Annotated in this window: 21 protein-coding genes and 2 tRNA genes; 11 read left to right on the forward strand and 12 right to left on the reverse strand. The window is 62.2% G+C overall.

The genetic code is table 11. The features are described from left to right. Window positions 1-66 precede the first annotated feature (66 nt). Window positions 67-2,790, reverse strand: coding sequence for a preprotein translocase subunit SecA (gene secA / locus ACYVHK_RS17410; protein ID WP_460534680.1), 2,724 nt, complete (start codon window positions 2,788-2,790; stop codon window positions 67-69). 156 nt (window positions 2,791-2,946) lie between these two features. After that, complete coding sequence (locus ACYVHK_RS17415; RefSeq protein WP_460534682.1) at window positions 2,947-3,858, reverse strand: M23 family metallopeptidase; 912 nt, start codon at window positions 3,856-3,858, stop codon at window positions 2,947-2,949. A 39-nt stretch (window positions 3,859-3,897) separates the two neighbouring features. Here ACYVHK_RS17415 and ACYVHK_RS17420 point away from each other — a divergent pair, with 39 nt between their 5' ends. Next, the gene (locus ACYVHK_RS17420; protein WP_460534684.1) at window positions 3,898-4,332 is read left to right on the forward strand and encodes a DciA family protein; all 435 of its coding nucleotides are present in this window, start codon (window positions 3,898-3,900) and stop codon (window positions 4,330-4,332) included. A gap of 19 nt (window positions 4,333-4,351) precedes the next feature. Here ACYVHK_RS17420 and waaA read toward each other — a convergent pair whose 3' ends face one another. Together waaA and waaC are read right to left on the reverse strand one after the other, a co-directional pair. Beyond that, window positions 4,352-5,605 carry a 3-deoxy-D-manno-octulosonic acid transferase gene (gene waaA, locus ACYVHK_RS17425; protein WP_460534686.1) on the reverse strand — a complete coding sequence of 418 codons (1,254 nt, stop codon included), beginning with the start codon at window positions 5,603-5,605 and terminating at the stop codon, window positions 4,352-4,354. Then, complete coding sequence (gene waaC, locus ACYVHK_RS17430) at window positions 5,602-6,573, reverse strand: glycosyltransferase family protein (RefSeq protein ID WP_460534688.1); 972 nt, start codon at window positions 6,571-6,573, stop codon at window positions 5,602-5,604. Before waaC ends, waaA begins: the two co-directional genes overlap by 4 nt. A 69-nt stretch (window positions 6,574-6,642) precedes the next feature. Here waaC and ACYVHK_RS17435 point away from each other — a divergent pair, with 69 nt between their 5' ends. Next, complete coding sequence (locus ACYVHK_RS17435) at window positions 6,643-7,416, forward strand: glycosyltransferase family 2 protein (RefSeq protein ID WP_460534690.1); 774 nt, start codon at window positions 6,643-6,645, stop codon at window positions 7,414-7,416. Next, window positions 7,413-8,423 (forward strand): Rossmann-fold NAD(P)-binding domain-containing protein, encoded by a 1,011-nt coding sequence (locus tag ACYVHK_RS17440; RefSeq protein WP_460534692.1) that lies wholly within the window; start codon window positions 7,413-7,415, stop codon window positions 8,421-8,423. The genes ACYVHK_RS17435 and ACYVHK_RS17440 overlap by 4 nt, the downstream gene beginning before the upstream one ends. 35 nt (window positions 8,424-8,458) lie before the next feature. Here ACYVHK_RS17440 and ACYVHK_RS17445 read toward each other — a convergent pair whose 3' ends face one another. The 3 genes from ACYVHK_RS17445 to ACYVHK_RS17455 form a co-directional block, all read right to left on the reverse strand. Beyond that, window positions 8,459-8,635, reverse strand: a complete 177-nt coding sequence (locus tag ACYVHK_RS17445) for a hypothetical protein (protein ID WP_460534694.1) — start codon at window positions 8,633-8,635, stop codon at window positions 8,459-8,461. 213 nt (window positions 8,636-8,848) lie between these two features. Further along, window positions 8,849-10,063, reverse strand: coding sequence for a hypothetical protein (locus ACYVHK_RS17450; RefSeq protein WP_460534696.1), 1,215 nt, complete (start codon window positions 10,061-10,063; stop codon window positions 8,849-8,851). Between the two features lie 84 nt (window positions 10,064-10,147). Next, complete coding sequence (locus tag ACYVHK_RS17455; protein ID WP_460534698.1) at window positions 10,148-10,756, reverse strand: hypothetical protein; 609 nt, start codon at window positions 10,754-10,756, stop codon at window positions 10,148-10,150. Between the two features lie 457 nt (window positions 10,757-11,213). Between ACYVHK_RS17455 and ACYVHK_RS17460 the strand changes: the two genes are divergently transcribed. Then, on the forward strand, window positions 11,214-13,307 hold the full coding sequence (locus ACYVHK_RS17460; RefSeq protein WP_460534700.1) for an NHL repeat-containing protein: 2,094 nt from the start codon (window positions 11,214-11,216) through the stop codon (window positions 13,305-13,307). A gap of 155 nt (window positions 13,308-13,462) precedes the next feature. Here ACYVHK_RS17460 and ACYVHK_RS17465 read toward each other — a convergent pair. After that, a tRNA-Lys gene (locus ACYVHK_RS17465) sits at window positions 13,463-13,538 on the reverse strand. A gap of 23 nt (window positions 13,539-13,561) precedes the next feature. Next, window positions 13,562-13,637, reverse strand: a tRNA-Lys gene (locus tag ACYVHK_RS17470). A 124-nt stretch (window positions 13,638-13,761) separates the two neighbouring features. Between ACYVHK_RS17470 and gloA the strand changes: the two genes are divergently transcribed. Continuing rightward, window positions 13,762-14,166 (forward strand): lactoylglutathione lyase, encoded by a 405-nt coding sequence (gene gloA / locus ACYVHK_RS17475; RefSeq protein ID WP_460534702.1) that lies wholly within the window; start codon window positions 13,762-13,764, stop codon window positions 14,164-14,166. A 44-nt stretch (window positions 14,167-14,210) separates the two neighbouring features. After that, on the forward strand, window positions 14,211-15,374 hold the full coding sequence (nhaA, locus tag ACYVHK_RS17480) for a Na+/H+ antiporter NhaA (protein WP_460534704.1): 1,164 nt from the start codon (window positions 14,211-14,213) through the stop codon (window positions 15,372-15,374). A gap of 65 nt (window positions 15,375-15,439) precedes the next feature. Here nhaA and ACYVHK_RS17485 read toward each other — a convergent pair whose 3' ends face one another. Beyond that, entirely contained in the window at window positions 15,440-16,120 is a 681-nt protein-coding gene (locus ACYVHK_RS17485) for a thiol:disulfide interchange protein DsbA/DsbL (protein WP_460534706.1), read from the reverse strand. A gap of 37 nt (window positions 16,121-16,157) precedes the next feature. Next, window positions 16,158-16,826 carry an SPOR domain-containing protein gene (locus tag ACYVHK_RS17490; RefSeq protein ID WP_460534708.1) on the reverse strand — a complete coding sequence of 223 codons (669 nt, stop codon included), beginning with the start codon at window positions 16,824-16,826 and terminating at the stop codon, window positions 16,158-16,160. 160 nt (window positions 16,827-16,986) lie between these two features. Between ACYVHK_RS17490 and argH the strand changes: the two genes are divergently transcribed. From argH to ACYVHK_RS17515, 5 genes are all read left to right on the forward strand, one after another. Continuing rightward, a complete protein-coding gene (argH, locus tag ACYVHK_RS17495; RefSeq protein WP_460534710.1) occupies window positions 16,987-18,378 on the forward strand; it encodes an argininosuccinate lyase in 1,392 nt (463 codons plus the stop codon). Next, window positions 18,378-18,833, forward strand: a complete 456-nt coding sequence (locus ACYVHK_RS17500) for a GNAT family N-acetyltransferase (RefSeq protein WP_460534712.1) — start codon at window positions 18,378-18,380, stop codon at window positions 18,831-18,833. Before argH ends, ACYVHK_RS17500 begins: the two co-directional genes overlap by 1 nt. 30 nt (window positions 18,834-18,863) lie before the next feature. Further along, the gene (gene hemB, locus ACYVHK_RS17505) at window positions 18,864-19,865 is read left to right on the forward strand and encodes a porphobilinogen synthase (RefSeq protein ID WP_460534714.1); all 1,002 of its coding nucleotides are present in this window, start codon (window positions 18,864-18,866) and stop codon (window positions 19,863-19,865) included. 81 nt (window positions 19,866-19,946) lie between these two features. Beyond that, a complete protein-coding gene (locus ACYVHK_RS17510; RefSeq protein ID WP_460534716.1) occupies window positions 19,947-21,887 on the forward strand; it encodes a sensor domain-containing diguanylate cyclase in 1,941 nt (646 codons plus the stop codon). 81 nt (window positions 21,888-21,968) lie between these two features. After that, a complete protein-coding gene (locus ACYVHK_RS17515; RefSeq protein WP_460534718.1) occupies window positions 21,969-22,250 on the forward strand; it encodes a YkgJ family cysteine cluster protein in 282 nt (93 codons plus the stop codon). Window positions 22,251-22,756: 506 nt separating this feature from the next. Here ACYVHK_RS17515 and ACYVHK_RS17520 read toward each other — a convergent pair. Next, window positions 22,757-23,968, reverse strand: coding sequence for an HD-GYP domain-containing protein (locus ACYVHK_RS17520; RefSeq protein ID WP_460534720.1), 1,212 nt, complete (start codon window positions 23,966-23,968; stop codon window positions 22,757-22,759). Between the last annotated feature and the right edge of the window lie 92 nt (window positions 23,969-24,060).

Genomic DNA, 24,060 nt, shown 5'->3' on the forward strand with positions numbered 1-24,060 from the left:
ACGCCCGGGTTCCCCCGGGCGCTTGTACTGCAGCTCTACTCGCCGCCTACTACTTCAAACAGGCGATCAGGCGAGCTTGCCGTGGCAGTGCTTGTACTTCTGGCCGGAACCGCAGGGGCAGAGGTCATTGCGGCCGATCTTCTCGAAGGCACGCACTTGCGGCTCCTGGACGGCCTGCTCGGCGGTCTGGGCATTGGCCGTAGCCAGGGCTTCTTCGTAGTCGGCGTGATGGAACTGCAGTTCGGCCGGCTCGTCGTGCTGCTCGAGCGCGGCGACGTCTTCTTCCGAACGGATCTGCACGGTCATCACCAGTTGCACCACTTCGCGGCGGATGCTCATCAGCAGGTGTTCGAACAGCTCGAAGGCTTCGCGCTTGTATTCCTGCTTCGGGTTCTTCTGACCATAGCTACGCAGGTGGATACCCTGGCGCAGGTGGTCGAGCGACGACAGATGCTCGCGCCAGTGCTGGTCGAGGATCTGCAGCATCAGCGCACGCTCGAAGTGACGCATGACATCGACGCCGACCGCTTCGGTCTTGTTGGCGTAGGTCTCGCGCGTTGCAACGATCACGCGTTCCTTGAGCTGTTCGATCTCGAGCGTGGTCTCGTCCTTGAGCCATTGTGCAACCGGGATGTCCAGCTGGAATTCGGTCAGGGCCTTTTCGAGGCCTGCGGCATCCCATTGCTCTTCCATGCTGCCCGGTGGCAGGAACTGGTCGACCAGCTCGGCCACCACGCCATCGCGCAGGTTGGCGATGGTTTCGGAGATGTCGCTCGATTCCAGCAGCTCGTTGCGCTGGGCGTAGATGGCCTTGCGCTGTTCGTTGGAAACGTCGTCGTATTCCAGCAGTTGCTTGCGGATATCGAAGTTGCGGCCTTCGACCTTGCGCTGGGCGTTTTCGATGGCACGGCTCAGGAGGCCCGATTCGATCGCTTCGCCTTCCGGCAGGTTGAGGCGCTGCATCAGCGCGCCGATACGCTCGGCGGCAAAGATACGCAGTAGCTGGTCTTCCATGCCGAGGTAGAAACGGCTGGAGCCCGGGTCACCCTGGCGGCCGGAACGGCCACGCAGCTGGTTGTCGATACGACGGCTTTCGTGACGCTCGGTACCGATGATATGCAGGCCGCCAGCAGCCACGACCTGATCGTGCAGCTGCTGCCACTCGGCCCGCAGCTTGTCGATGGCGAGGCGCTTCTCGGTTTCCGACAGGTTCTCGTCGGCTTCGATCTGCTTGATCTGCGGCTCGACATTGCCACCCAGCACGATGTCGGTACCCCGACCGGCCATGTTGGTGGCGATGGTGATCATCGCAGGACGACCGGCTTGCACGATGATCTCGGCTTCGCGGGCGTGCTGCTTGGCGTTCAGCACATTGTGCGGGTAGCCGGCCTCGGTCAACTGGCTCGACAGCAGCTCGGAGTTCTCGATCGAGGTGGTACCGACCAGCACCGGCTGGCCACGTTCCTGGCAGCCCTTGATATCGACCAGGATGGCGTTGAACTTCTCTTGCGAGGTCCGGAACACCTGGTCGTTCATGTCCTTGCGGACCATGGGTCGGTTGGTCGGGATGATCACGGTCTCCAGACCGTAGATCTGCTGGAATTCGTAGGCTTCGGTATCGGCGGTGCCGGTCATGCCCGACAGCTTGCCGTACATGCGGAAGTAGTTCTGGAAGGTGATCGAGGCAAGGGTCTGGTTTTCCTTGTTGATCGTCACGCCTTCCTTGGCTTCGACGGCCTGATGCAGGCCTTCGGACCAGCGGCGGCCAGCCATCAGGCGGCCGGTGAATTCGTCGACGATCACGATCTCGCCGTCCTGCACCACGTAGTGCTGGTCCTTGTGGTACAGCGCATGGGCACGCAGGGCAGCGTACAGGTGATGCATCAGCGCGATGTTGCTGGCGGCATACAGGCTGTCGCCCGGCGCGAGGATGCCGGCGGAGGCCAGCAGTTGCTCGGCGTGCTCGTGGCCTTGCTCGGAGAGGATGACCTGGTGGGCTTTTTCATCGACCCAGAAATCGCCCTCGGCACTGTCTTCCTTTTCCTGGCGGGTCAGGTGCGGGACGATCAGGTTCATGCGGGCGTAGGTCTCGACATTGTCGTCGGCCTGGCCGGAGATGATCAGCGGGGTACGGGCTTCGTCGATCAGGATGGAGTCGACTTCGTCGACCACCGCGAAGTTGAGGCCACGCTGTACCCGCTCGGCCACGGTGTAGACCATGTTGTCGCGCAGGTAGTCGAAGCCGTATTCGTTATTGGTGCCGTAGGTGATGTCGGACGCGTAGGCGGCCTGCTTCTGGGCGTGTGGCAACTGGCTGAGGTTGATGCCGACCGACAGGCCCAGGAAGTTGTAGAGCTTGGCCATGGTGTTGGCATCGCGCTGGGCCAGGTAATCGTTGACCGTGACCACGTGCACCCCCTTGCCGCTCAGGGCATTGAGGTAGGTGGGCAGGGTGCCGACCAGGGTCTTGCCTTCGCCGGTACGCATTTCGGCGATCTTGCCATCGTTCAGCGCCATGCCGCCAATCAGCTGCACGTCGAAGTGGCGCATGTTCATGACCCGGCGCGAGGCTTCGCGGCAAACCGCGAAGGCTTCCGGCAGGATGGATTCCAGCGACTCGCCATTGGCGACCCGCTCCTTGAAGGCGGGTGTCTTGGCCTGCAGGTCGGCATCCGACAAGGCTTGCATCTGGCTTTCCAGCGCATTGATCTGCCGGACTTTGACGGCGTACTGCTTGAGCAGCCGGTCGTTGCGGCTACCGAATACTTTCTTCAGGAGAGAAGAGATCATGGTGTTTCCAGATGGGCCCTGTCGGCCAAACTATTTAGGTGCGCAAAAACACGGCGGACCGGGGGTAACCGATCCGCCGTGCAGTCTCAATTCCCTGCAATCAATTCTGGATCGCCTCAGCCATGTGGGGGCGACGCCGACCGATTGCAACAACCTTCAATCTGCAGCCACATTGACCGTGGTCGGCTTGGCGGCAAGCTGCAGGAAATACAGCGGGTTCTGTGGCACGCCCTTGTAGCGTATCTCGAAGTGCAGATGGGGGCCGGTGGAGCGCCCGGTACTGCCCAGCAAGGCCACTTTCTGACCCACGTTCACCTGCATGCCTTCCTTCACCAGCAGCTGCGACGTATGCGCATAGCGACTGATGATGCCATTGCCATGGTCAATCTCGAGCATATTACCATACTCGTTATGCCACTCCGACTTGAGCACCTTGCCCCCGGCAGCGGCGTAGATCGGGGTGCCGACATCGCCGATGAAGTCGATACCTTCATGGAAGGTCTGATGGCCGGTGAACGGATCGATACGCCAACCGTAGGGGGAGGAGCGCACGCCGGCCGAGGTCGGTAGATTGGCCGGGGCCTGGAAGGCATTGAGCTTGCGTTGGGTCAGGATGGTGTCGAACAGGTCATACTGGTCGATGGCGTCCTCGATCTTGCTGTTGGCACCATTCACCAGGGCCTGCAAATCGTTCAGCGCCAGGGTATGCTGAGGCAGCGACGATACCGCGCCACCCTGCGGGGCCGCGACATTGCTCTGGAAGGGCTTGGCGTCGATACCGGTACGATCCGCCACGCGCTTGGTCAGACCGTCGAGCCGGACCAGCTGCGCCTGCATCTGGCCCAGGCGCACCGCCAGCAGGTCGATCTGCCGCTGTTGCGATACCGGTGTGCCCGGCAGCGTCGGCAGGGAGATGCCAAAGGGCCGGGTCAGGTTGTAGGTGGCCCAGCTGGCGACGGTGAGCAGGCCCAGAAGGGCGAATCCACAGAAGAGGCCGACCAGCCACAGGTGGCGCGGACCCAGCGTGACCGCCCTCGACAGGCGGTTGGAGACTAAAATGATATTCATGCTTACTGATATAGCCTCGTTGCAGCCAGGCGCCAAGCCATGAGCACCCGCGCCTTCCAGAACTTCCTGCAATCCCCCGAGCTGGCCCGCCTTGCAAAGCTGGCAGCGGGTCAGCGCCAGCTTGAAAAGCTGTGGCGCTCGACGCTACCTGCCGGCTTTGCCGGCTTGAGTGAGGCGGTAGGGATAGAGGGAGATTGCCTGGAGGTATCGACCCGCAGTGCGGCGGTGGCGAGCAAGCTCAGGCAGATGGAAGCACGGCTCGTGCTGCAACTGAATGATAAGGGCTTGAAAATTAACGCAATACGCTGCCGAATACAAGTCGAAAGACGGTCGCACGAGCAAAAGAAGCCACCAAAGAACCTGACCATCAGCGCGCCGGCCCTTGCCATCCTGCAGGAAGCCGCCGATACCCTGCCGCCGTCTCCGCTGCGCGACGCCTTCGCGGAACTGGTCGCCAAGCGCCAGAAACGCTGACTTCACCCGACCTGTCGGCTCAGGGCAGGACCGCCAGTATGCGTTGCAGGGCACCGCGATGACCGCTCACAAACCGCAGCCCGGCCTCACCCATGCGCTGCCGCTGTTCCGGCTGTCGCAACAGCTCGCCAACCTGTCGTAATACTTCGTCCGCGTCGTTCAGTTGCCGCGCGGCACCCTGCGCGACCGTGTCGCGCACGGCATCGGCAAAGTTGTAGCTCGACGGCCCGAGCAATACCGGCACCCCCTGGGCACAGGGTTCGATCACGCTATGACTGCCGAAGGGCAGCAGGCTGCCACCGACAAAGGCCAGATCCACCGCCGCGTAGTAGGCAGCCAGTTCACCGAGGCTGTCCCCCAGCAGGACCCGGGTATCCGCCGGCAGCGGTGCGTCCATCGACCAGGCGCTGCGACGCACGGTGCGTAGACCCTGTACCGCCAGCAGTGCAGCAACTTCATCGAACCGCTGCGGATGGCGCGGCACCAGCACCAGCAGGGTATTTGCCGGCAGGTCGGCCTTGGCCAGCGCGGCCAGCAGCAAGGCTTCCTCTCCCTCTCGCGTACAGGCGGCCGCCCAGACCGGCCGGTCGCCGAACAGCGTCCGCCAGTGGCGGCCGCGCGCCAGCACGCTCTCCTCGAGGGACATGTCGAACTTGATATTGCCCAGGACCTGCGGCGACGGCGCACCGATTTCGCGCAGCCGGTCTGCATCGGCCTCGCTCTGTGCCAGTACCCGGGTGAGGCAGGCGAGTGCCGGGCGCACCAGGCCTGCCACCTTGCGATAGCCCCGTAGCGACTTCTCGGACAGGCGTGCATTGACCAGATAGAGCGGTATCTGGCTCGCCGCCGCGCCGTGCAAGAGGTTGGGCCAGATCTCCATTTCCATCAGTACGCCGTAGCGTGGCCGGAAATGGCGCAGGAAACGCCGGACCGCAAAGGGCAGGTCGTAGGGCAGGTAGGCGACGATCACGCTGTCACCGAACAGTTCACGCGCCGTGTCGCGACCAGTCGGTGTCATCTGCGTCAGCAGGATGGCGTGGTCGGGGTGGCGTGCCAGTAGTGACCGCACCAGCGGTACGGCAGCGCGAGTCTCGCCCACCGAGACGGCATGCAGCCAGATCAGCGGCTTGTCGGGTGCCGAGGGATAGCGGCCCAGTCGTTCACCCCAGTTCAGGCGATAGTCCGGTTGCTTGCTGCCACGTCGCCACAGGTAGAGAAAGGCCAGGGGTAGCGCCAATAACCAGGCCAGCGTGTAGAAGGCGCGCCAGATCATTGCGAGCGAGGCGGTTGCTGCAGAGCCTCGGCCACCAACGACTGGACCGCTTCGAGCGGTGGTTGCTGGCTCAGCCCGCCGATATTGCGCGAGAAGGTACGGGCAGTGGCACCGGCATGCTCGAAGGTGGAGTCGCAGAAGATGCCGACCGTGGGAATGTCGACCGCGGCGGCCATGTGCATCAGGCCGGTATCCACACCGATGGCCAGCCGTGCATCCGCCAGCAGGCGGGCCGCGTCCACCAGGCTGAAGCGCGGCGGGACCAGGGCGAAGTCCAGCGCGGCGGCGAGACGTTCGGAACGCTGCTTCTCCTGTTCGTTGCCCCAGGGGAAGACCGGCCGCAGGCCTTGCTGGTTCAGCCAGCGACCAAGGGCTATCCAGCGGGACTCCTCCCACAGCTTGGCATCGCGCGCCGTGGCGGTCAGGCAGACCACGTAGGGGTCGGCCGGCTGCCAGGACAGCTTTTCGGCCGGCGGAGTGACGCCATAGTCGAGCAGGCCTTGCGGTTCATAACCCAGCGCCCGGCCGGTCAGCTGACGGGCGCGCTCGATCACATGCAGGCGCGGAATATCGATCGGGCGGTCGTAGAAGAAACTGGAGAGCGGGTCACGCGCGGTCTTGCGGCTGTAGCCGGCTAGTGGTGCGCCGCTGAGCTTGCCGACCAAGGCGCTCTTGATCAGGCCTTGCGAATCCAGCGCCAGGTCGTAACGGGCGCCCTGGATAGTGTTGCGGAAATCGCGTATCTCCGCCCGGTTGCTGGCGGACCAGAGCTTCTTGCGCCAGCGGCGCAAGGCAAAGGGAATGATCTTGTCGATGCCCTTGTGCAGGCCGGCAAGGCCCACATAGGCTTCTTCCACCACCCAGTGCACTTCGGCTTCAGGGAAATGCTGGCGCAGTTCGGTCAGGGCGGGAAAGTTATGAATAATATCGCCCATCGACGACAGGCGGATCAGCAGGATTTTCGGCATCCGATAATTCTAGCAGCACTGTCCAGTGGGCTCGCGCGGCGTAGCGGATTCGCCGCTACAATCCGGCCCATGACTACGCCTGCCCTCTCCCTGGTACTGATTACCCACAATGCCGCCAGCCAACTGGCGCAAACGCTGGAATCGGCCCGTTCGCTGGCCGCCGACATCCTGGTGCTCGACTCGGGCAGCGAGGATGAGACCGTTGCAATTGCCCAACGCTATGGTGCGCGGGTCGTGCATCAGGCCTTTCTCGGATTTGGTCCGCAAAAGCGCCTGGCGGTCAGCCTGGCGCAACATGACTGGGTACTGTGCCTGGATGCCGACGAGCGCCTGACACCCGAGCTGCGCGACAGCATCGCAGCGGCCCTGGCCGCACCGGACCGGATTGCCTATCGCTTTGCGCGCCGCAACCGTTTCTTCGGCCGCTACCTGCGGCATGGCGAAGCCTACCCGGACTGGTGCCTGCGGCTGTTCGACCGCCGCCAGGCCAACTGGAGCGAGGACATGGTGCATGAAACCGTCAGGCTCGCCAGCGGCCAGGCCGGTACGCTGGCGGGTGACCTGCTGCACGACTCGGCCGAGCATATCGGTCACTATCTGAACAAGCAGAACCGCTATACCGATATCCAGGCCGACAAGCTGTTCGCAGCAGGCAAGCGGGCAGGGGCAGTCAAGCTGATCGCCTCGCCCTTGGTGCGTTTTTTCCGTTACTACGTATTCCGTCTCGGCTTTCTGGACGGTGCCGCCGGCTTCGCCCACATCGCCATCGGCAGCTTCTTTGCCTTCGTCAAATACGCCAAGCTGATCGAACGCTGGCACCGGCACGAGCACCCTGGCTCGTGAACATCCTGCTGACCGGGGTGGCCGGCTTTATCGGCCTGCATACCGCCCGCGCCTTGCTGCGGGCAGGCCACACCGTGGTCGGCATCGATAATCTGAACGACTACTACGCCGTCAGCCTCAAGCGGGCGCGGCTGACGCAGCTTGAACCGCTGGACGGGTTTCGTTTCACCCAGGTGGATGTGGCAGATGCCGCCGCACTGGAGGCCTGTTTTGCCCGTGACCGTTTCGACGCCGTCATCCATCTGGCGGCCCAGGCCGGCGTGCGCCATGCGGCAAACCACCCTGCCACTTATATACAGTCCAACCTGGTCGGCTTTGGCCATCTGCTGGAAGCCTGCCGGCAACATGCGATCGGGCATTTGCTGTATGCCAGCAGCTCCAGTGTCTACGGCGGCAATACCCGCCTGCCCTACCAGGAAAGCGATGACAGCGACCACCCGCTGAGCCTCTACGCAGCCAGCAAGAAGGCCAATGAAGCCATGGCGCACGCCTATGCGCACTTGCACGGCCTGCCTTGTACCGGTTTGCGCTTCTTTACCGTCTATGGCCCCTGGGGCCGGCCGGACATGGCGCCCTGGTTGTTTACCGAGGCCATCCTGGAAGGCCGGCCGATACGGGTACATAACCACGGCCAGCTCAGGCGCGACTTTACCTATATCGACGATATCGTCGACAGCCTGATCCGCCTGCTGCCGCTTGCGCCGGTTGGCGAGGGCGACCAGCCACCGTGGCGGATACTGAACGTGGGCAACCGCGAGAGCGTGCCGCTGCTGCGAATGATCTCGACACTGGAAGAGGTGATCGGCCGGCCGGCGGTCAGGGAGCTGGTGGAGATGCAGGCCGGTGACGTGCTGGCCACCTGCGCGAATACCGATGCACTGGAAGCGCTGACGGGATTCCGGCCGCAGACATCACTGGCGCTTGGCCTTGGCTACTTCGTGGATTGGTACCGGCACTACCGCGACGGGCGGTCCTGGAAAGAACAAGGCCCGCTTACCTTGAAGTAAACGGGCCTTGTATCGGGATATCGGTCAGGCGATGCTCACCACAATTCCTTGGTCTCGGATGCCATTTCCAGCAAGTCCTCGAGTTTGCGACGGACTTCGCGCTTGTGCTGTCGTTGCTTGAGGTGCTGCTGTTCAGTGGTGGCCGGTGTCTTCATCAATGCGGACATGGTCGCATCGGATGAGGGTTCCATGGTGCGGATGTGTTTCTGCATTCGTGGATGACTCCTGGGTAGGTGAGTTCGATACCTGCACCGGCAGCGATCACCTGCACGGCCGAAAGTGAGTGTCGCCCAGCTGGCCGACACACTCAAGCAGATACCCCCGTCGGCCCCGTCACTGTTGCGATTCGAGCAGCAGACCCCGGCCGCGGCCACGACATCTAACACCGGTTTTGTTGCAGCTTATCGTGCCTACCCAGTCGTCGCTCAGAACTGCCAGCGTAGCGCCAGCGTCAGGCTGTCGTCGCGGGCGTAGGGTGCCTGGCCGATCAGGCTGCGGGCTGGGCGCGTGCTGCTGATATGCAGCCACTCGCCCGTCAGACGCCATTGCCGGTCGATGGCATGGGTGTAGGACAGGGTAAGGCCGTGACCGTTTTCATCATTGTTGTCGGCCGGCAACCTGTCGTTCTGGTGAGTCAGGAAATGGTCGTAGCGGATCGCCAGGGTGTTCTCGCCAAAGTGCTTTGCCAGCAATACATACCAGGCCCGGTAAGTCAGATAGACCGCGCGCGGGCCCATACTGGTCTTGCCACCCAGCGCCTGCGCGAGTACTTCCCAATCAGCACCCGGCAGGTACCGCAGGTCAATATGGCTGAAATGCGTGTCCCAGGCGTATTGACCACGCTTGACCACCAGCGGGTCACCGCGGTTGTCGTAATGCATGACCCCCACGGCCCAGCGACCGGCGTAGCCGTATCTCGCCAACAGGTAATAACCGGGACGATGATCCAGTTCGCGAAAGTTATCGACCTCGGCGTCCTGACGTGAAATTTGCCCATCGGGGCGATAGACAGGCAGATTGGGCAGAACGAGCGTTTCGGTCAGCCCTGTAATACGGTCACCGATGGCCCAGCCTCGCCAAGCAAGCAGGGTGCCTGATGGATCATTGCCCTGGAAAAGGGCGGCGGTAAGCGACAGATCGTGTGGTGTACCGACGAATACACCGGGCCGTGACAGGGTGTACTCGAGGCCCAGCGTCCGGAATTCCTCGCCGATCCAGCTATTGACCGCCGAAGCCGACAGGGTACGGGTTGTGGTCCAGGCCAGGCCATCGTTCTCCAGACTCATGGCCGGAAAAAAGGCGCCTAACCTGACACGGCTACGCCACGGTCCCTGCGGGATGGGTTTCCAGTTGAGGTAGGCTTCGGTGATGTCAACTAGGTGCCTGCGATCGTCAGCCGCATTCAGCACCACGGTACCGGTCAACTCATCGATCAGTTCACCACGTCCGACCAGCATGGCCTGGCCCAGACGCAAGCCGTCATGGCGGCTGTCGATACGCTGCTTGCCCATACCAGCCTCCAACCAGCCAGGCGCGCCCTGCGCATGGACGGCACGCAGGTCGAGCAGGCCCTGCCATTCCGCGGAGGCACTGCCAGCGGCCAGCAAAAGCACCAGGCACAGTGGACGGCAGGACGACATGAGCATGTACCGGATTGAGGTGGCCCATTTAGGCACAAGAAGCGACCGAGATACAAGGCCATGTACGTCGCCAACCGTTAACGATCAGGCACTCAGCACCATGGCGGCGTCGTCTTCGATCGGACGAACAAGGCGGACCCGCCCGCCCACGCCGTACATCAGCTGTCTTTGCACGGTCAGGCCGACGCCCTGACCGCCCTCCCGCGCGCAGAGGAAAGGCAGGAATGTCTGCCGCTCCAGACCCGCGTGCAAACAGGGACCATTGTCGCTCAGTCTGATCTGCTGGCGGCCACCGCGGCCCTGCCGGGCTTGCACCCACAGCCGCGGCGTGGCTTGCTCCACCGTGACCTGTTCAACATTGCGAATGAAGTGCCAGCATGGCCTGTTCCCGTTGTTATTCATCTGCAAGCAGGCTCGAGGCAGCCAATTCAAAGCCGGCCGCCCGCCACGCTCACACCAGTCAGACTCGATCGCTTGTTGCAAACGCCGAAACAGGTCCTGCAGACTCATGAAAGCCATGCTGGGTACTGGCCATTGAATGACTTTGCGATAGGTCCCAGCAAAGCTCGACAGGCTTCTGGCCCGAGGAGTGATCGCATCCAGCGCACCGCGCAACTCGGGTTCCGCAGCAGGTTCATCAAGTTGTCTCAACGCGATCTGGCTCAGGCTGAGGATGGACGTCAGCGAATTCATGATCTCGTGCGTGAGTACTGGGTAAGCATCACTGCCGGCCCGGTCCTAGCCCTGGGACTGGGCTGCGTCGCTATCTTGCTGATTACGGGTCTGGCCGCCTTGCGGCATGTCCGCCTAGCGATCGCGCTGCAGCCGATCGAAGCGTTGCAGTAGTCGGATGCGTGGGCTCGCATGGCGCGGGCCCATGCAAGGCAAAAGCCCGAGCACAGCCTTGGCACCCTCTCGGCAAACCGTCTGGCAAAGACGTTAACAGTCAATTCCGAGTCCATCGAATCAGCCATACCGGCTTCAGCAGCATCACAATCCTCACCGCCCATCCCCCAGGTAGAGGATTCCCCTGCTTCGCAAAGATGCGTAGCGTGGCGTCACTCACAAGATAGCTGAGTACAAACCGGCCCCCTTTTTGCAGGCTATCTGTGGTGACCATTGAATAACAACATAGCTGAGGTGGAATTCGATGGTATTCAGTACGAGGAGATTCGATCACGCCCTGCTGGGGGTGACCAGTGCCGGATTGCTACTATCTCTGGCTGCGTGTGGCGGCGGTGGCGATAGCAGCCCGCCACCCTCGCCCCCGACGCCTCCCGTGGTCGGCTCCATCAGTCTGCTGGCCGGCACCACAGGCGGCCTCGGCACGCTGGATGCGCCCCAGGCACGGGATGCGCGATTCCATTCGCCATCCCATATCACCAGTGACGGTGCCGGCAATGTCTATCTTTTTGAGGCCTACCGCTTTACGGTAAGAAAGATCGCCGCGGATGGCGTGGTCAGCACACTGGCCGGTGCCGACATGAGCAGGGAACTGAAAGATGGCAAGGGTAGCGAAGCCCGCTTCAGCCGTGTCACTGGCCTGGTATCGGACAAGGCTGGCAATCTCACCCTGATTGACGAGAACACGATCCGCCGGGTCAACCCCGACGGTACCGTCGTTACCCTGGGTGGTGTAAGCGCCGCAGTCGAACCAGCAACGCTGCTGGATGGCCCGTTGGCCAGCGCACGCTTCAACTCGCCATCCGAATTGTGTGCCGATGGCAGTGGTGGTTTCTATCTGCTTGATACCCCGAATGTGGCCAGTGCACCATCCAAGGTGATCCGCCACATTACAGCGGCAGGCCAGGTCAGCACGCTGGCCCTTCCCGGCGTCAACGACCGTATCGAACAGATCGCCGTTGATGATGCCGGAATGATCTATGCCGCGACATCGAGCCCGGGAACGATCTATGTAATCCGGCCAGACGGTACGATCAACCGACAATTTGCGATACCGACACTCTTCCCGCCACCCGGCGGTTATGTCGAGCCCCCCTCACAGACCGGCCCGTTGCTACGTACCCAGTTCTCCGACATGCGCCTCGATAGCCAGGGCAGTCTCTACTTCGCGGTTGGTGATTACACCAACGGCCAGTGGTACTACCCTGTCGTGATCGAAAGCTATCTGCTGCGGATAGCGCCAGACGGCACCGCCGCCGTGTTTGCCGGTATGCCGTTCCAGCATGGCAGTGAAGATGGCCGTGGCGTGGCCGCCCGTTTCAATAACCCAGACAGTCTGAGCCTGGATGCGCTGGGCAATCTGCTGGTGGTTGACCGGGGCAATGGCACGGTACGCAAGGTCGCGCCAGACGGCACCGTCAGTACCCTGGCCGGCACAGCGCCCCCCCAGGGCGACCAGATGAGGGACGGCGTAGGCAGCCAGGCGATCTTTAGCGGCATTATCGCGATGACCACGGATGCGAATGGCTTGATCTACCTTGTGGACACACCGCTGAGCAAAGGTAGCAGCTATTTGCGCAAAGTCAGCCTGGAAGGGGCGGTATCGACAGGTTATGCCTTTCCTCCCCCGCTTACTGACGATGCCTACAAGTGGAATCTGTACGGCATCTCGGTTGATCGGAGCGGAAACCTGTTTGGCGCAAATCCGAGCACCAACTTGATCAGCAAGTACTCCCCGTCAGGAGCGGGCACCGCAGTCAGCGGCCAGCAACAGGCCTTGGCAACCATTACCGATGCCGCGGGCAATGCTTATGTGGTTGGCGGTGGCTACAAGGTCCAGAAACTGACGCCGGATGGTACCTTAAGCACGCTGGCTGGCCAGCTGACGCCGGGTACCGCAGACGGAACGGGCCAAAACGCACAGTTTGGCGTCATGACTGCCGTGGCCATTGATGCCGACGGCAATCTCTATGTCTTTGACACTGGCCTTCCGATCAACAGTTCCGAGCAGTTCGCCGCCGCAGCTGTAAGGAAAATTAGCCCCGCAGGTGTAGTCAGTACCCTGTATCGGGGGCCAATGCTGGACCGGGAATACAAGGGGATTGCGGTTGATGAGCACGGCAGCGTCTATCTGGCCAACTATTTACGAAGCCTGATCCAGAAGGTCAGCAATGGCGCCGTCAGCACGGTTGCTGGCGACGAGACGGGTCATCGCATTGGTACCCGGCTTGGCGCGCTGCCGGGTGGGTTAGATTACCCAGTTGCAATACGCTACCAGGGGAATCGCCGTTTTGTGGTTGCCCAGCGTGGCGGCCTGCTGCTGGTGACGTTACCGATCTAGGCACCAAGGGCGGGCCGATTTACGTCGTCCGTTGCAGGATGGTTGGTCCGGCCCGCACTGGCATAGCAGCATGGTGCGCGGCTAAGTAGATAGGCTGGTACGTGAACGAAAAAACAAAAAGCCGTAGCGGCTTACGCTACGGCTTTTTGATGTTCTGGTGGGGCGTCACAGATTCGAACTGTGGACCTACGGATTAAGAGTCCGCTGCTCTACCAACTGAGCTAACGCCCCGATGTACTACTCGGTTTTCCCTGTGGTGGGTCGTGCGGGACTCGAACCTGCGACCAACGGATTAAAAGTCCGCTGCTCTACCAACTGAGCTAACGACCCCTAGGGAGCCGCGCATTATAGCGACATGTTTCCCGGCGTCAAGAGCTTTGCTGCAAATTCTGGGGAACGACCACCGGTGCGGTTAAACTAAGCACCTCTTGTTCCCCGACTTGGAGTCCACTAGATGCGTATTTTGCACACCATGTTGCGTGTAGGCAACCTTGATCGCGCAATTTCTTTTTATACCGAGGTGCTGGGCATGCGTCTTTTGCGTCGCCACGACTACCCGGAAGGCCGCTTCACGCTGGCGTTTGTCGGCTTTCAGGACGAGGCCGACGGCGCGGTGATCGAGCTGACCCACAACTGGGATACCGAGGCCTATGAACTGGGTAACGGCTATGGCCATATCGCCCTCGAGGTGGATGACGCCTATGCCACTTGCGATGCGGTACGCAGCCGCGGCGGCAAGGTGACCCGCGAAGCCGGGCCGATGAAGCATGGCACGACCGTGATTGCCTTTGTTGAAGACCCGGATGGCTACAAGATCGAATTCATCCAGAAGAAGCCGGTGGCTTCTGCCAAGGATTGACCACCCGGCCGATCTGTCCACCCGATAATCGAAAAGGAGCGCCTTTGCTCAATAGCATCCAGAAGTTCATCCACCATGAATCAGCCGGCGGCATCGTGCTGATGCTGGCCACCGTGCTGGCGCTGTTTGCGGCCAACAGCCCCTGGGCGGTGCAATATGCCCAGTTGCTGGACCTGCCGACCAGCGTGCGCCTCGGCAGCTTTGCCATCGATAAGCCCCTGCTGCTGTGGGTGAACGATGGCCTGATGGCGGTGTTCTTCTATCTGGTGGGGCTGGAGCTCAAGCGCGAGATACTGGAAGGTGAGCTTGCCGACCGCCGCAAGGCCATGCTGCCGGCCATCGCGGCGGTGGGTGGGATGCTGCTGCCGGCCTTGATCTATGTGGCCTGTGCCTGGCCGGATGCGACGGCCCTGCGGGGCTGGGCGATACCAGCCGCGACCGATATTGCATTTGCGCTGGGGGTGCTGACCCTGTTGGGCAGCCGCGTGCCTATGGGGCTCAAGGTGTTTCTGGTCTCACTGGCCATCATCGACGATCTGGGCGCGGTACTGATCATTGCGTTCTTCTATTCGCACGGGATCGACCTCGGTGCGCTATCCATCGCCGGGGCCTGCCTGCTGGTGCTGTGGCTGCTGAATCGGCGCGGGGTGACAAACTGGATTGTCTACCTGGTCGTGGGCCTGGTGCTGTGGGTGGCGGTACTGAAGTCCGGCGTGCATGCCACGCTGGCCGGCGTGGCAGCGGCTTTCTTCATGCCCTTGCGCGCGAAGAACCGGCATGGCGAATCGCCGCTGCGTGCGCTGGAAGAAGGCATGCATGGCTCGGTGGCCTTCCTGGTACTGCCGGTATTCGCCTTCTTCAACGCGGGTGTGCCGCTGGCCGACCTGACACCGGCCAACCTGCTGGAGGCGGCGCCGCTGGGCATCGCGCTGGGGCTGTTCCTGGGCAAGCAGATCGGTGTACTGGCCTTTGCCTGGCTGGCGGTGAAGAGCGGAGTGGGGCAGTTGCCGGAGCGGGTCGGCTGGCGCCAGATCTATGGCGCGGCGGTACTGTGCGGCATCGGCTTTACCATGAGCCTGTTCATCTCGGGGCTGGCGTTCGAGCACGCCGATCCGCATCTGCTGGTCACCAGCCGGCTGGGCATCCTGGTGGGGTCGATGGTATCGGCCATCGAGGGCTATCTCCTGCTGGCGCGACGATCCGGCTGAGTGATGACGATGGACGTAAAAAAAGCGCCCTGCACGGGGCGCTTTTTTTTTGGCCAAGACCGCGATTACTTCTTGGCCGGCTTGGCGGCAGGCGCCGCAGCGGCAGCAGGCTTGGCTGCGCGCTCCTTGGCGATCAGCTCATTGATGACGCCGAACAGCTTGTCCTCATCACCGGTCTTGCTGGGCGAGGTCTTGTACTTGCCGTTGACGATGAAGTTGGGCACGCCATCGATACGGTAGTCACGCGTCAGCTGAGCGGCACGGGCGAAGGTGCTCTGGGCGCCGAAGGACTTGTATGCCGACTCGAACTGGGCGCGGTTGACGCCTTGCTTGGCGACCCAGTCAAACAGGGTCTTCTCGTCACGCAGTTCGATGCCGTCCTTCTGGATGGCATTGAATACTTTGGGCGTCAGGGCGTTGACCTGGCCCAGCGCCTTCAGCGCGACGAAAACCTTGGCGTGGCCTGCCATATCGCTGCGGCCATCCCACATCACATGCTCACGACGGAACACGACGTCCTTCGGCAGGGTGGCTTCCCAGGCGGCGACCTTGGGTTCCAGGTGGTAGCAGTGCGGACAGCCATACCAGAAGAACTCGATCACTTCGATCTTGCCGGGCGCCTCGGTCGGCATCACGTTGGGCAGGTAGTCGAAATCCACCCCGGCGCGTACTTCGGCGTGGGCGCTAAAGGCTGCCAGGGCAAGGCCAGTGGCAAGTAGGCGGGTGAACAGCTTGGCGATCCGCATGCAAGACTCCTGATTTATTCCGTTTGTTTATGGCGGGTTACTGTTTGACCAGTGCAGACTCAATGCCGTTGATCTTGAGCTGGGCGCGGACCCGGTCAATATCCTCGGCAGCCGCCAGAGGGCCAACGCGGACACGATGCAGCAGGCCCTTGCCGGTCACTTCACTGGTCTGGATGGTGGCTTCCATGCCGAGCAGGGCCAGCTTGGCCTTGAGGTTGTCGGCGTCCTTCTCGGTCTGGAAGGCGCCGACCTGCAGATAGCTGCCCTTGGCGGGCTGCACCGTGGTCGGTGGGGTCACATCGGCCGGTTTGGCAACGGTATTCGGTTTCGGTTCCTTGCCTTGGTCCGGCAGCATGTCGTAGAACTTGAACCGGTCATCCTGCTGGTTATTGCCCGCCTTGGCCTGCGCGGCCGGCGGCTGTGCCTCGACCTTGCCGGGTGCAGACTTGCTGCCGCCGCTGGGCGCGAGGACTTCGGGTTGCTTGGGGGCATTCGGCGCAGCCGGCTGTGCGGATGAGCTGCTCGGCGCCTTGTTGCCAAAGGGATTGGGTGTCTTGTTGAGGTAAAGGGCTGCCGCCACGGCGATCGCCACCCCAAGGCAAAGGCCGATGATCAGGCCGGCAAATACCGACCCGCCGCCACTGCCACCGCCACGTTTGCCGCTCGATGCGGGCTTCCTGCTGGAGTTTTTGTAGTCCTTGCCCATGTTCCACTCTGGTGCGGCGCGGCTTACGCCACGCGAATCGGCGCATTATAGCCAGCTACTCTGAATAGACGCTGACTCTCTGCAAGTCTTTGTCGCACTGCGGCAAAAGTACCTATTGCCCTATAATCGCGCCATCGCACCAAACTTGGAACCTGCGTTCATGCAAGACGCTTCCCCTAAAGCCTGGTCAGGCCGCTTCTCCGAACCCGTGGCCGAACTGGTCAAACGCTATACGGCGTCGGTGTTTTTCGACAAACGCCTAGCTGAATTCGACATTCAGGGCTCGCTCGCCCATGCCCAGATGCTCAACAAGGTCGGGGTGCTCAGCGCCACCGACCTTGCGGCCATCACCGACGGCATGAGCACGATACTGACCGCTATCCGCGAAGACCGCTTCGAATGGTCGCTGGATCTCGAAGATGTGCACATGAATATCGAGAAGCGGTTGACCGACCTGATCGGTGACGCCGGCAAGCGCTTGCACACCGGTCGCAGTCGCAATGACCAGGTCGCAACCGATATTCGCCTGTGGCTGCGGCATGAGATCGACGGACTGGTGCTGCTGGCCCAGGACCTGCAACGCGCGCTACTGGAACTGGCCGAGAAGCATGCCGAAACGGTGATGCCGGGCTTTACCCACCTGCAGGTCGCCCAGCCCATCACCTTTGGCCATCACCTGATGGCCTACGTGGAAATGCTGGCCCGCGACGTGGAGCGACTGCTGGATACCCGCAAGCGGGTCAACCGCCTGCCACTGGGCTCGGCTGCACTGGCCGGCACCAGCTACCCGATAGACCGCGAATACGTGGCGCGGCAGCTGGGCTTTGACGAGGTTTGCTACAACTCGCTCGACGCCGTCAGCGATCGCGACTTCGCCATCGAGTTCACGGCGGCCGCGGCACTGGTGATGACGCATCTATCGCGCCTCTCCGAAGAGCTGGTGCTGTGGATGAACCCACGCTTCGGCTTTATCGACATGGCCGACCGCTACTGCACCGGTTCATCCATCATGCCGCAGAAGAAGAACCCGGACGTGCCGGAGCTGGTCCGCGGCAAGACCGGTCGTGTCACCGGCCACCTGATGGCCCTGCTGACCCTGATGAAGGCACAGCCGCTGGCCTACAACAAGGACAACCAGGAAGACAAGGAACCGCTGTTCGATACGGTGGACACTCTGACGGCCACCTTGCGTATCGTCGCCGACATGATGCGTGGTGTCGTGGTCAAGCCGGAAGCCATGCGCCGTGCGGTGAAGCAGGGCTACGCCACCGCGACCGACCTGGCCGACTATCTGGTCAAGAAAGGCCTGCCGTTCCGTGATGCCCACGAAGCCGTGGCCCTGGCCGTGCGCTATGCCGGCGAGCAGCGCAAGGACCTGGCCGAACTGAGCCTGGTGGAGCTCGGAACCTTTTCGCCGTTGATCGGCGGGGATGTGTTCGACGTACTGACACCAGAAGGCTCGCTCGCCAGCCGCGACCATATTGGCGGGACCGCCCCCAAGCAGGTTCGTGCCGCGATCATTCGCGCCCGTGCCCGCCTGGGTGATGCCTGATGCTGAACTGGCGCTGGGCGACGCTGGATACGCTGACCGCAGCCGAGTGGCATGAGGTCGGCGTACTGCGGCAGTCGGTGTTTATCGTCGAGCAGCAATGCCCGTTTCCGGATCTCGATCATATCGATCCGGAGAGCCGCCACCTGTTGGGCCGTGATGGCAGCGGCCAATTGGTCGCCTATCTGCGCCTGGTGCCGGCTGGCCACAAGTACCCGACGCCGTCCATCGGCCGGGTGGTGACCGCGGCGTCCGCCCGCGGCAATGGCACCGGGAAGGCGCTGATGCTGGAAGCCTTGGCGGAACATAGTCGCTGCTATCCGGGTCAATCGAACACCATCGGTGGCCAGGCCTATCTCAATGGCTTTTACCAGTCGCTGGGTTTCCGGCCCATCAGCGACATCTATCTCGAAGATGATATCGAGCATATCGACATGGTCTGGACGCCGCCCACCTGACCTGCAACATCGGCAAGACAAGGACCTCGCATGCACGCCAATCGCCAATTCCCCAGCTTCCGTCCCCGTCGTATGCGCCGCGACGAGTTTTCCCGTCGCCTGATGCGCGAGAACGAGCTGACCAGCAATGACCTGATCTGGCCGGTTTTCGTGCTCGAAGGGCAGGGCAAGCAGGAGCAGGCGGTGGCATCCATGCCCGGCGTGGTGCGCATGAGCCTGGAAAGCCTGCTGCCGCGGGCCGAGGAGGCACTCGAACTGGGCATACCAGCGCTGGCGCTGTTTCCGGTGATCCAGGGACCCAAGACTGAAAACGGCGAAGCTGCCTACGATCCGGAAGGCCTGGTGCCGACCGTGGTGCGGGCGCTGAAGGCACGTTTTCCGGAGCTGGGCATCATCACCGACGGCGCGCTCGACCCCTATACCAGCCATGGCCAGGATGGCCTGATCGACGCCAGCGGCTATGTGATGAACGACGAAACCGTCGAGGTACTCGTCAAGCAGGCGCTTTGCCATGCCGAAGCCGGGGTGGACGTGATTGCACCGAGCGACATGATGGATGGTCGTATCGGCGGCATCCGGCAGGCACTGGATGCGGCAGGCCATATCCATACCCGCATCATGGCCTACTCGGCCAAGTATGCCTCGAGCTACTACGGTCCGTTCCGTGATGCGGTGGGCTCGGCCGGTAACCTGGGTAAGAGCAACAAGTACAACTATCAGATGGACCCGGCGAACTCGAACGAGGCATTGCACGAGGTGGCACTGGACCTGCAGGAAGGTGCCGACATGGTCATGGTCAAGCCCGGCCTGCCCTACCTCGACATCGTGCGGCGGGTGAAGGACGAATTCCTGGTGCCGACCTATGTCTATCAGGTGTCCGGCGAATACGCGATGATCAAGGCCGCGGCGCAGAATGGCTGGCTGGAAGAGAAAGCCGTTGCGCTGGAAGCCCTGCTGGCCATGAAGCGTGCCGGTGCCGACGGCGTGCTGACCTACTTTGCGCCACAAGCAGCACGCTGGCTGAAAGGCTAGTTCCGCGCGACCCGGAGCAGGTCGCAACGTGTGGCAGTTTCGCCCTCTATACTGGAGGTAGCCCTATGCCCATCGATCTCCATGTCCGGCCTCGCGCCCAGTCCTGATCCGGCTCTCCCGTTGCGGCGGGACCTGCCTGCGTTCATCAAGGCGCGTGGCAAGCTGTTGCTTTGGCTCGCTCTGGCGGGCCTGCTGGTGGCGGGCCTGATAGGCTGGGAGTTGCAGCAATCGCACAGCGATGCACGGGCTGCATCGCAACTGGCGGCACAAAACCTCTCCATGTTGCTCAAGGAGCAGCTCGACGGCGCGTTTCGCGAGACCGACCTGGTATTGCGCGATCTGGCTGGCAAGGTCGAGCCGGCCATGCTGGGCAATATGGTCCATATGCCGGCCGCCGACCGTCAGACCTTGCACGCCCTGCTCGACGAAAAACTGTCGACCCTGTCCCAGGTCGACACCATGACCTTCCTGTCACCGGATAGCCAACTGTCGATCACCGCGGAACGGATCACCACCGCCGATACCAACCAGTACGCGCTGTGGCGGCAGCTCAGGGGCAACCCCGGGCAGGAACTGGTTTTTTCCAAGCCCGTCACCCTGCCCGGCAGCCGGGACCTGGGCTTTGTGGTGGCACGGCGGATCCCCCGGGACGATGGCAGCCTGGCCGGCGTGGTGACCGCGACGGTGACGCTGGAGTATTTCAACCAGTTGGCGCGCCGGCTGGAAGCGCCAGAGCACAGCGCCTTTGCCCTGCTCGATACCAATCTGACCCTGGTGGCTCGCTACCCCGAGGTGGACCAGGCAATCGGCAAGCCGGTCGCCCAGGCCGAGCTCTTTGATCGCTGGGTCAACGGGCGAAGCAACGGCTATATGGTCTGGCTCTCGGCCTATGACGGGGTGGAGCGCGGCGTGAGCTTCCGGCGGCTGGAGAATTTTCCCTTTATCGTGCTGGTGGGCCTGCCGGAGAACAATTACCTGAACGACTGGCGGCTCAAGGCAGCGGCCTATGCGGCGGCCTACCTGATGTTGTTGCTGTTTGGCGTGGCCATGGCCTGGCGTGGTTGGCGAGAGGCGCAGCTGGCGCTGGCGGTACAACTGAGCGCAAACCGCATGGCAGAGCGCGATGCGCACATCCTGCGAGCCCTGGAGACGATCTCCCGCCCCCTGTTACTGGTGCGGGCCAGAGATGATGTGATCGTGCGCGCGAATCAGGCGGCCGAACAGTTATGTGGCAAGACGCCGGCAACCCTGGTCGGCCTACATCTGCCCAGCCTCTACCTGCGGCCCGAGCACCACGCCGATATCGTGGCACAACTGGCCGAACGACAGGTGGTCAGCAACTATGAGCTGAAGTTCCGGCACCGGGACGGTAGCCATTTCTGGGCGGAACTGTCGGGCTCGCTGATCGAATACGAAGACCAGCCGGCTTACTTCCTGAGCCTGCAGGACATCAGCGAACGCAAGGCAGCGCAGGAAACGTTGTGGTACAAGGCCACGGTTGATCCGCTGACCGGCATCGCCAACCGAGGCTATTTCATGGAACGGGCCGAGCAGGAGTGGTTCCGGGCACGACGCTACGATCATCGGCTATGTCTATTGCTGCTGGATATCGACCACTTCAAGCTGGTGAACGACAGCTACGGCCACGATGCCGGCGACCAGGTGCTGCGCGCGTTTACCGATCGATTGCAGACGCAGCTGCGGGAGACCGATGTGTTCGGCCGCATTGGTGGCGAGGAGTTTGCTGTCCTGCTGCTGGAAAATGACGACGCCCTGCTGCGGGAAGTGGCGGAGCGCCTGCGCAACAGCCTGGCGGCCACCCCCATCCTGCTGGCGGACGGTTCACCGCTGTTTGTCACCGTGAGCATAGGCAGCTCGCATTGCCGACCCGAGGAGATGACGCTAGAGGTGCTGCTCAAGCAGGCGGACCAGGCGCTCTATATCGCCAAGCGGGCCGGGCGCAACCAGGTGGTCTACTTCGACCCGGTCAGTGCGGAAGACCACGACGACTTGAACCACTGAGCAGCGGCATCTGCCATATTACTGTAGAATCAAAGGCTTGCCCGTTTACCCGCCGCGCTGATCCTGCGGCTGCCAAGCCGTATGAGCCTCACCTGCCGCCCCCGCTGTGCCGCATGCTGCACCGCCCCCTCCATCTCTTCGCCCATCCCCGGCATGCCCAATGGCAAGCCGGCCGGAGTGCCCTGCATACAGCTCGACGAAGACCTGCGCTGCAAGATCTTTGGCGACCCACGCCGCCCGGCGGTGTGCGGCGGCTTGCAACCGGATGCCGAAATGTGTGGCAGCAGCCGCGACGGCGCCATGCAGTACCTTGGCTGGCTGGAGCGCGAGACGGGGAGTTTTCAGGTGTTGGTAAGCGTTTAAGTTCGGCTGAGACGATAGCGCTGGTCCCGGCCCAAGCCTGATCGGACTGGGTGTGCTTTCCCTGAATCATCACTTACGGAACGTACGGCGCGCGAATCTGGTGGAAGGCGCTGCGCTGAGCGGGATGGTTATCATCCGGCAGCGAATACAAGCCGACCAGTTGATGCTGCTCGCAGGAATACGGCGCAATGCCCTTCGGGGATTGCGCCCTACGGATGGGTCCATGTTGGCGGCAATGCGGCCTCTGTATAAAGATCAGATCGAAGTCCTTGTCCCGACCCACCGCTTTCGGGCACCGCCTCCCTACGGGGTGGTGACGTCTTGGGCGTTATATATGAGTATCGGAATCCACTGACGAGCGTCAGCGAGGCTCTCTCGCCTTGGGCGAGCGCGGGGAGAGTGGGACATAAAAAAGCGATGCGCGCTGGAGCATCAACTGCCAATTAGCGCCCGCGTCTCCCGGGCGCCCGATCTAAAGTATCAAGCCTTCACAACAGCAAGAGCGACTACATAAATCGCTGCACGTCGATCCGCCATTTCGACGGACTCTCATGGCTGATGATCTTGTCCGCACCGCCTTTGCCCATGGGGCGGGCCAGATCAACCTCGCTCGGGGTCAGGTAGCCCTTCTTGGTATCGAAGATCACTTTGATCTTGGGCTGCAGCAGGCTTTCTTCGTTGTGTTCGGTCACGATGCCGAGCCGGCCGCTTTCCAGCAGAACCAGAGTGCCAACCGGATAGATGCCGACGCAGCGCATGAAGGCCTTGACCAGGGTGGGGTCGAAGTGGAATTTGCTCCATTCGAACAGCTTGCGTAGCGCATCGGTCGGCGGCATGCCCTTGTGGTAGACCCGGTCGGCGGTGATGGCGTCATAGACATCAACGATGGCGGCCATCTTGGCCAGCGTGCTGATCTGCTCACCGGGCAGCTTGTCCGGGTAGCCAGAGCCATCGACCCGTTCATGGTGGTGCAGGGTGATGTCGAGCGGGATTTCGCCGATGCCGGGCGTCTTGAGCAGGATGTCGTAGCCGTCTCGCGGATGGCGGCGGACGATGTCGAATTCTTCGTCGGTCAGCCGGCCTGGCTTGTTCAGGATGGCGTCCGGCACCAGGGCCTTGCCGGTATCGTGCAGTAAGCCGCCGAGGCCTGCCTGGCGGGTGGTCTCCGGGTCCAGCCCGGCAGAACGGCAGAAGGCGACCAGGAAGGTACAGACGCTGACCGAATGCAGGAAGGTGTAGTCGTCCTTGTCCTTGATGTGCATGAGGCCGATCAGGGCGCCGGAATTGCGCAGTATGGATTCGGTGATGCCGGCGACCACCGGCTCGACGGCTTCCATATTCACCGCGTTACCAAGCCGGACATCGGCCATGACGCTACGCACCAGGTTGGCGGCCTGGTTCTTGATCGCCTTGGCGCGTCCCATTTCCTCGACCGTGGAGATGCGGATGCGCGGCGCCGGTTCGCTCTCGGCGATGGCGATCATCTCTGCCTGCAGAGCGCTCTGCACTTCTTCCTGGGTGGGGGCGTCAGGCACATCCAGACCGCGTTCGGTATCGATATAGACCTCGGGGATGCCGCAACCGAGGATGGTCTCGATTTCCTTGTCCGTCTTGACCGGAAAGGCGGATCGCATGAAGGGATGTTGTGACCAGTCGGCAGCCAGATCATGGATGTACATGCCGACACGCAGTTCGGCCGAAGAGATGCGCTTGATCATCAGGGTGGATTCCGGGTTGAACCGTTCTGCGCCGGCTTGATCTCAGTCTAGCTCAGTCGGCCGGCAAGCCAAACCTCCTTGCTCCTCACCCG

It is taken from the genome of Chitinimonas naiadis, assembly GCF_054780835.1.

Bases quoted from the DNA above. Each gene is read 5' to 3' on its own strand.
- secA (WP_460534680.1), bottom strand. From the start codon at position 2,790: ATGATCTCTTCTCTCCTGAAGAAAGTATTCGGTAGCCGCAACGACCGG.
- ACYVHK_RS17415 (WP_460534682.1), bottom strand. From the start codon at position 3,858: ATGAATATCATTTTAGTCTCCAACCGCCTGTCGAGGGCGGTCACGCTG.
- ACYVHK_RS17420 (WP_460534684.1), top strand. From the start codon at position 3,898: ATGAGCACCCGCGCCTTCCAGAACTTCCTGCAATCCCCCGAGCTGGCC.
- waaA (WP_460534686.1), bottom strand. From the start codon at position 5,605: ATGATCTGGCGCGCCTTCTACACGCTGGCCTGGTTATTGGCGCTACCC.
- waaC (WP_460534688.1), bottom strand. From the start codon at position 6,573: ATGCCGAAAATCCTGCTGATCCGCCTGTCGTCGATGGGCGATATTATT.
- ACYVHK_RS17435 (WP_460534690.1), top strand. From the start codon at position 6,643: ATGACTACGCCTGCCCTCTCCCTGGTACTGATTACCCACAATGCCGCC.
- ACYVHK_RS17445 (WP_460534694.1), bottom strand. From the start codon at position 8,635: ATGCAGAAACACATCCGCACCATGGAACCCTCATCCGATGCGACCATG.
- ACYVHK_RS17450 (WP_460534696.1), bottom strand. From the start codon at position 10,063: ATGTCGTCCTGCCGTCCACTGTGCCTGGTGCTTTTGCTGGCCGCTGGC.
- ACYVHK_RS17455 (WP_460534698.1), bottom strand. From the start codon at position 10,756: ATGAATTCGCTGACGTCCATCCTCAGCCTGAGCCAGATCGCGTTGAGA.
- ACYVHK_RS17460 (WP_460534700.1), top strand. From the start codon at position 11,214: ATGGTATTCAGTACGAGGAGATTCGATCACGCCCTGCTGGGGGTGACC.
- gloA (WP_460534702.1), top strand. From the start codon at position 13,762: ATGCGTATTTTGCACACCATGTTGCGTGTAGGCAACCTTGATCGCGCA.
- ACYVHK_RS17485 (WP_460534706.1), bottom strand. From the start codon at position 16,120: ATGCGGATCGCCAAGCTGTTCACCCGCCTACTTGCCACTGGCCTTGCC.
- ACYVHK_RS17490 (WP_460534708.1), bottom strand. From the start codon at position 16,826: ATGGGCAAGGACTACAAAAACTCCAGCAGGAAGCCCGCATCGAGCGGC.
- argH (WP_460534710.1), top strand. From the start codon at position 16,987: ATGCAAGACGCTTCCCCTAAAGCCTGGTCAGGCCGCTTCTCCGAACCC.
- ACYVHK_RS17500 (WP_460534712.1), top strand. From the start codon at position 18,378: ATGCTGAACTGGCGCTGGGCGACGCTGGATACGCTGACCGCAGCCGAG.
- hemB (WP_460534714.1), top strand. From the start codon at position 18,864: ATGCACGCCAATCGCCAATTCCCCAGCTTCCGTCCCCGTCGTATGCGC.
- ACYVHK_RS17510 (WP_460534716.1), top strand. From the start codon at position 19,947: ATGTCCGGCCTCGCGCCCAGTCCTGATCCGGCTCTCCCGTTGCGGCGG.
- ACYVHK_RS17515 (WP_460534718.1), top strand. From the start codon at position 21,969: ATGAGCCTCACCTGCCGCCCCCGCTGTGCCGCATGCTGCACCGCCCCC.
- ACYVHK_RS17520 (WP_460534720.1), bottom strand. From the start codon at position 23,968: ATGATCAAGCGCATCTCTTCGGCCGAACTGCGTGTCGGCATGTACATC.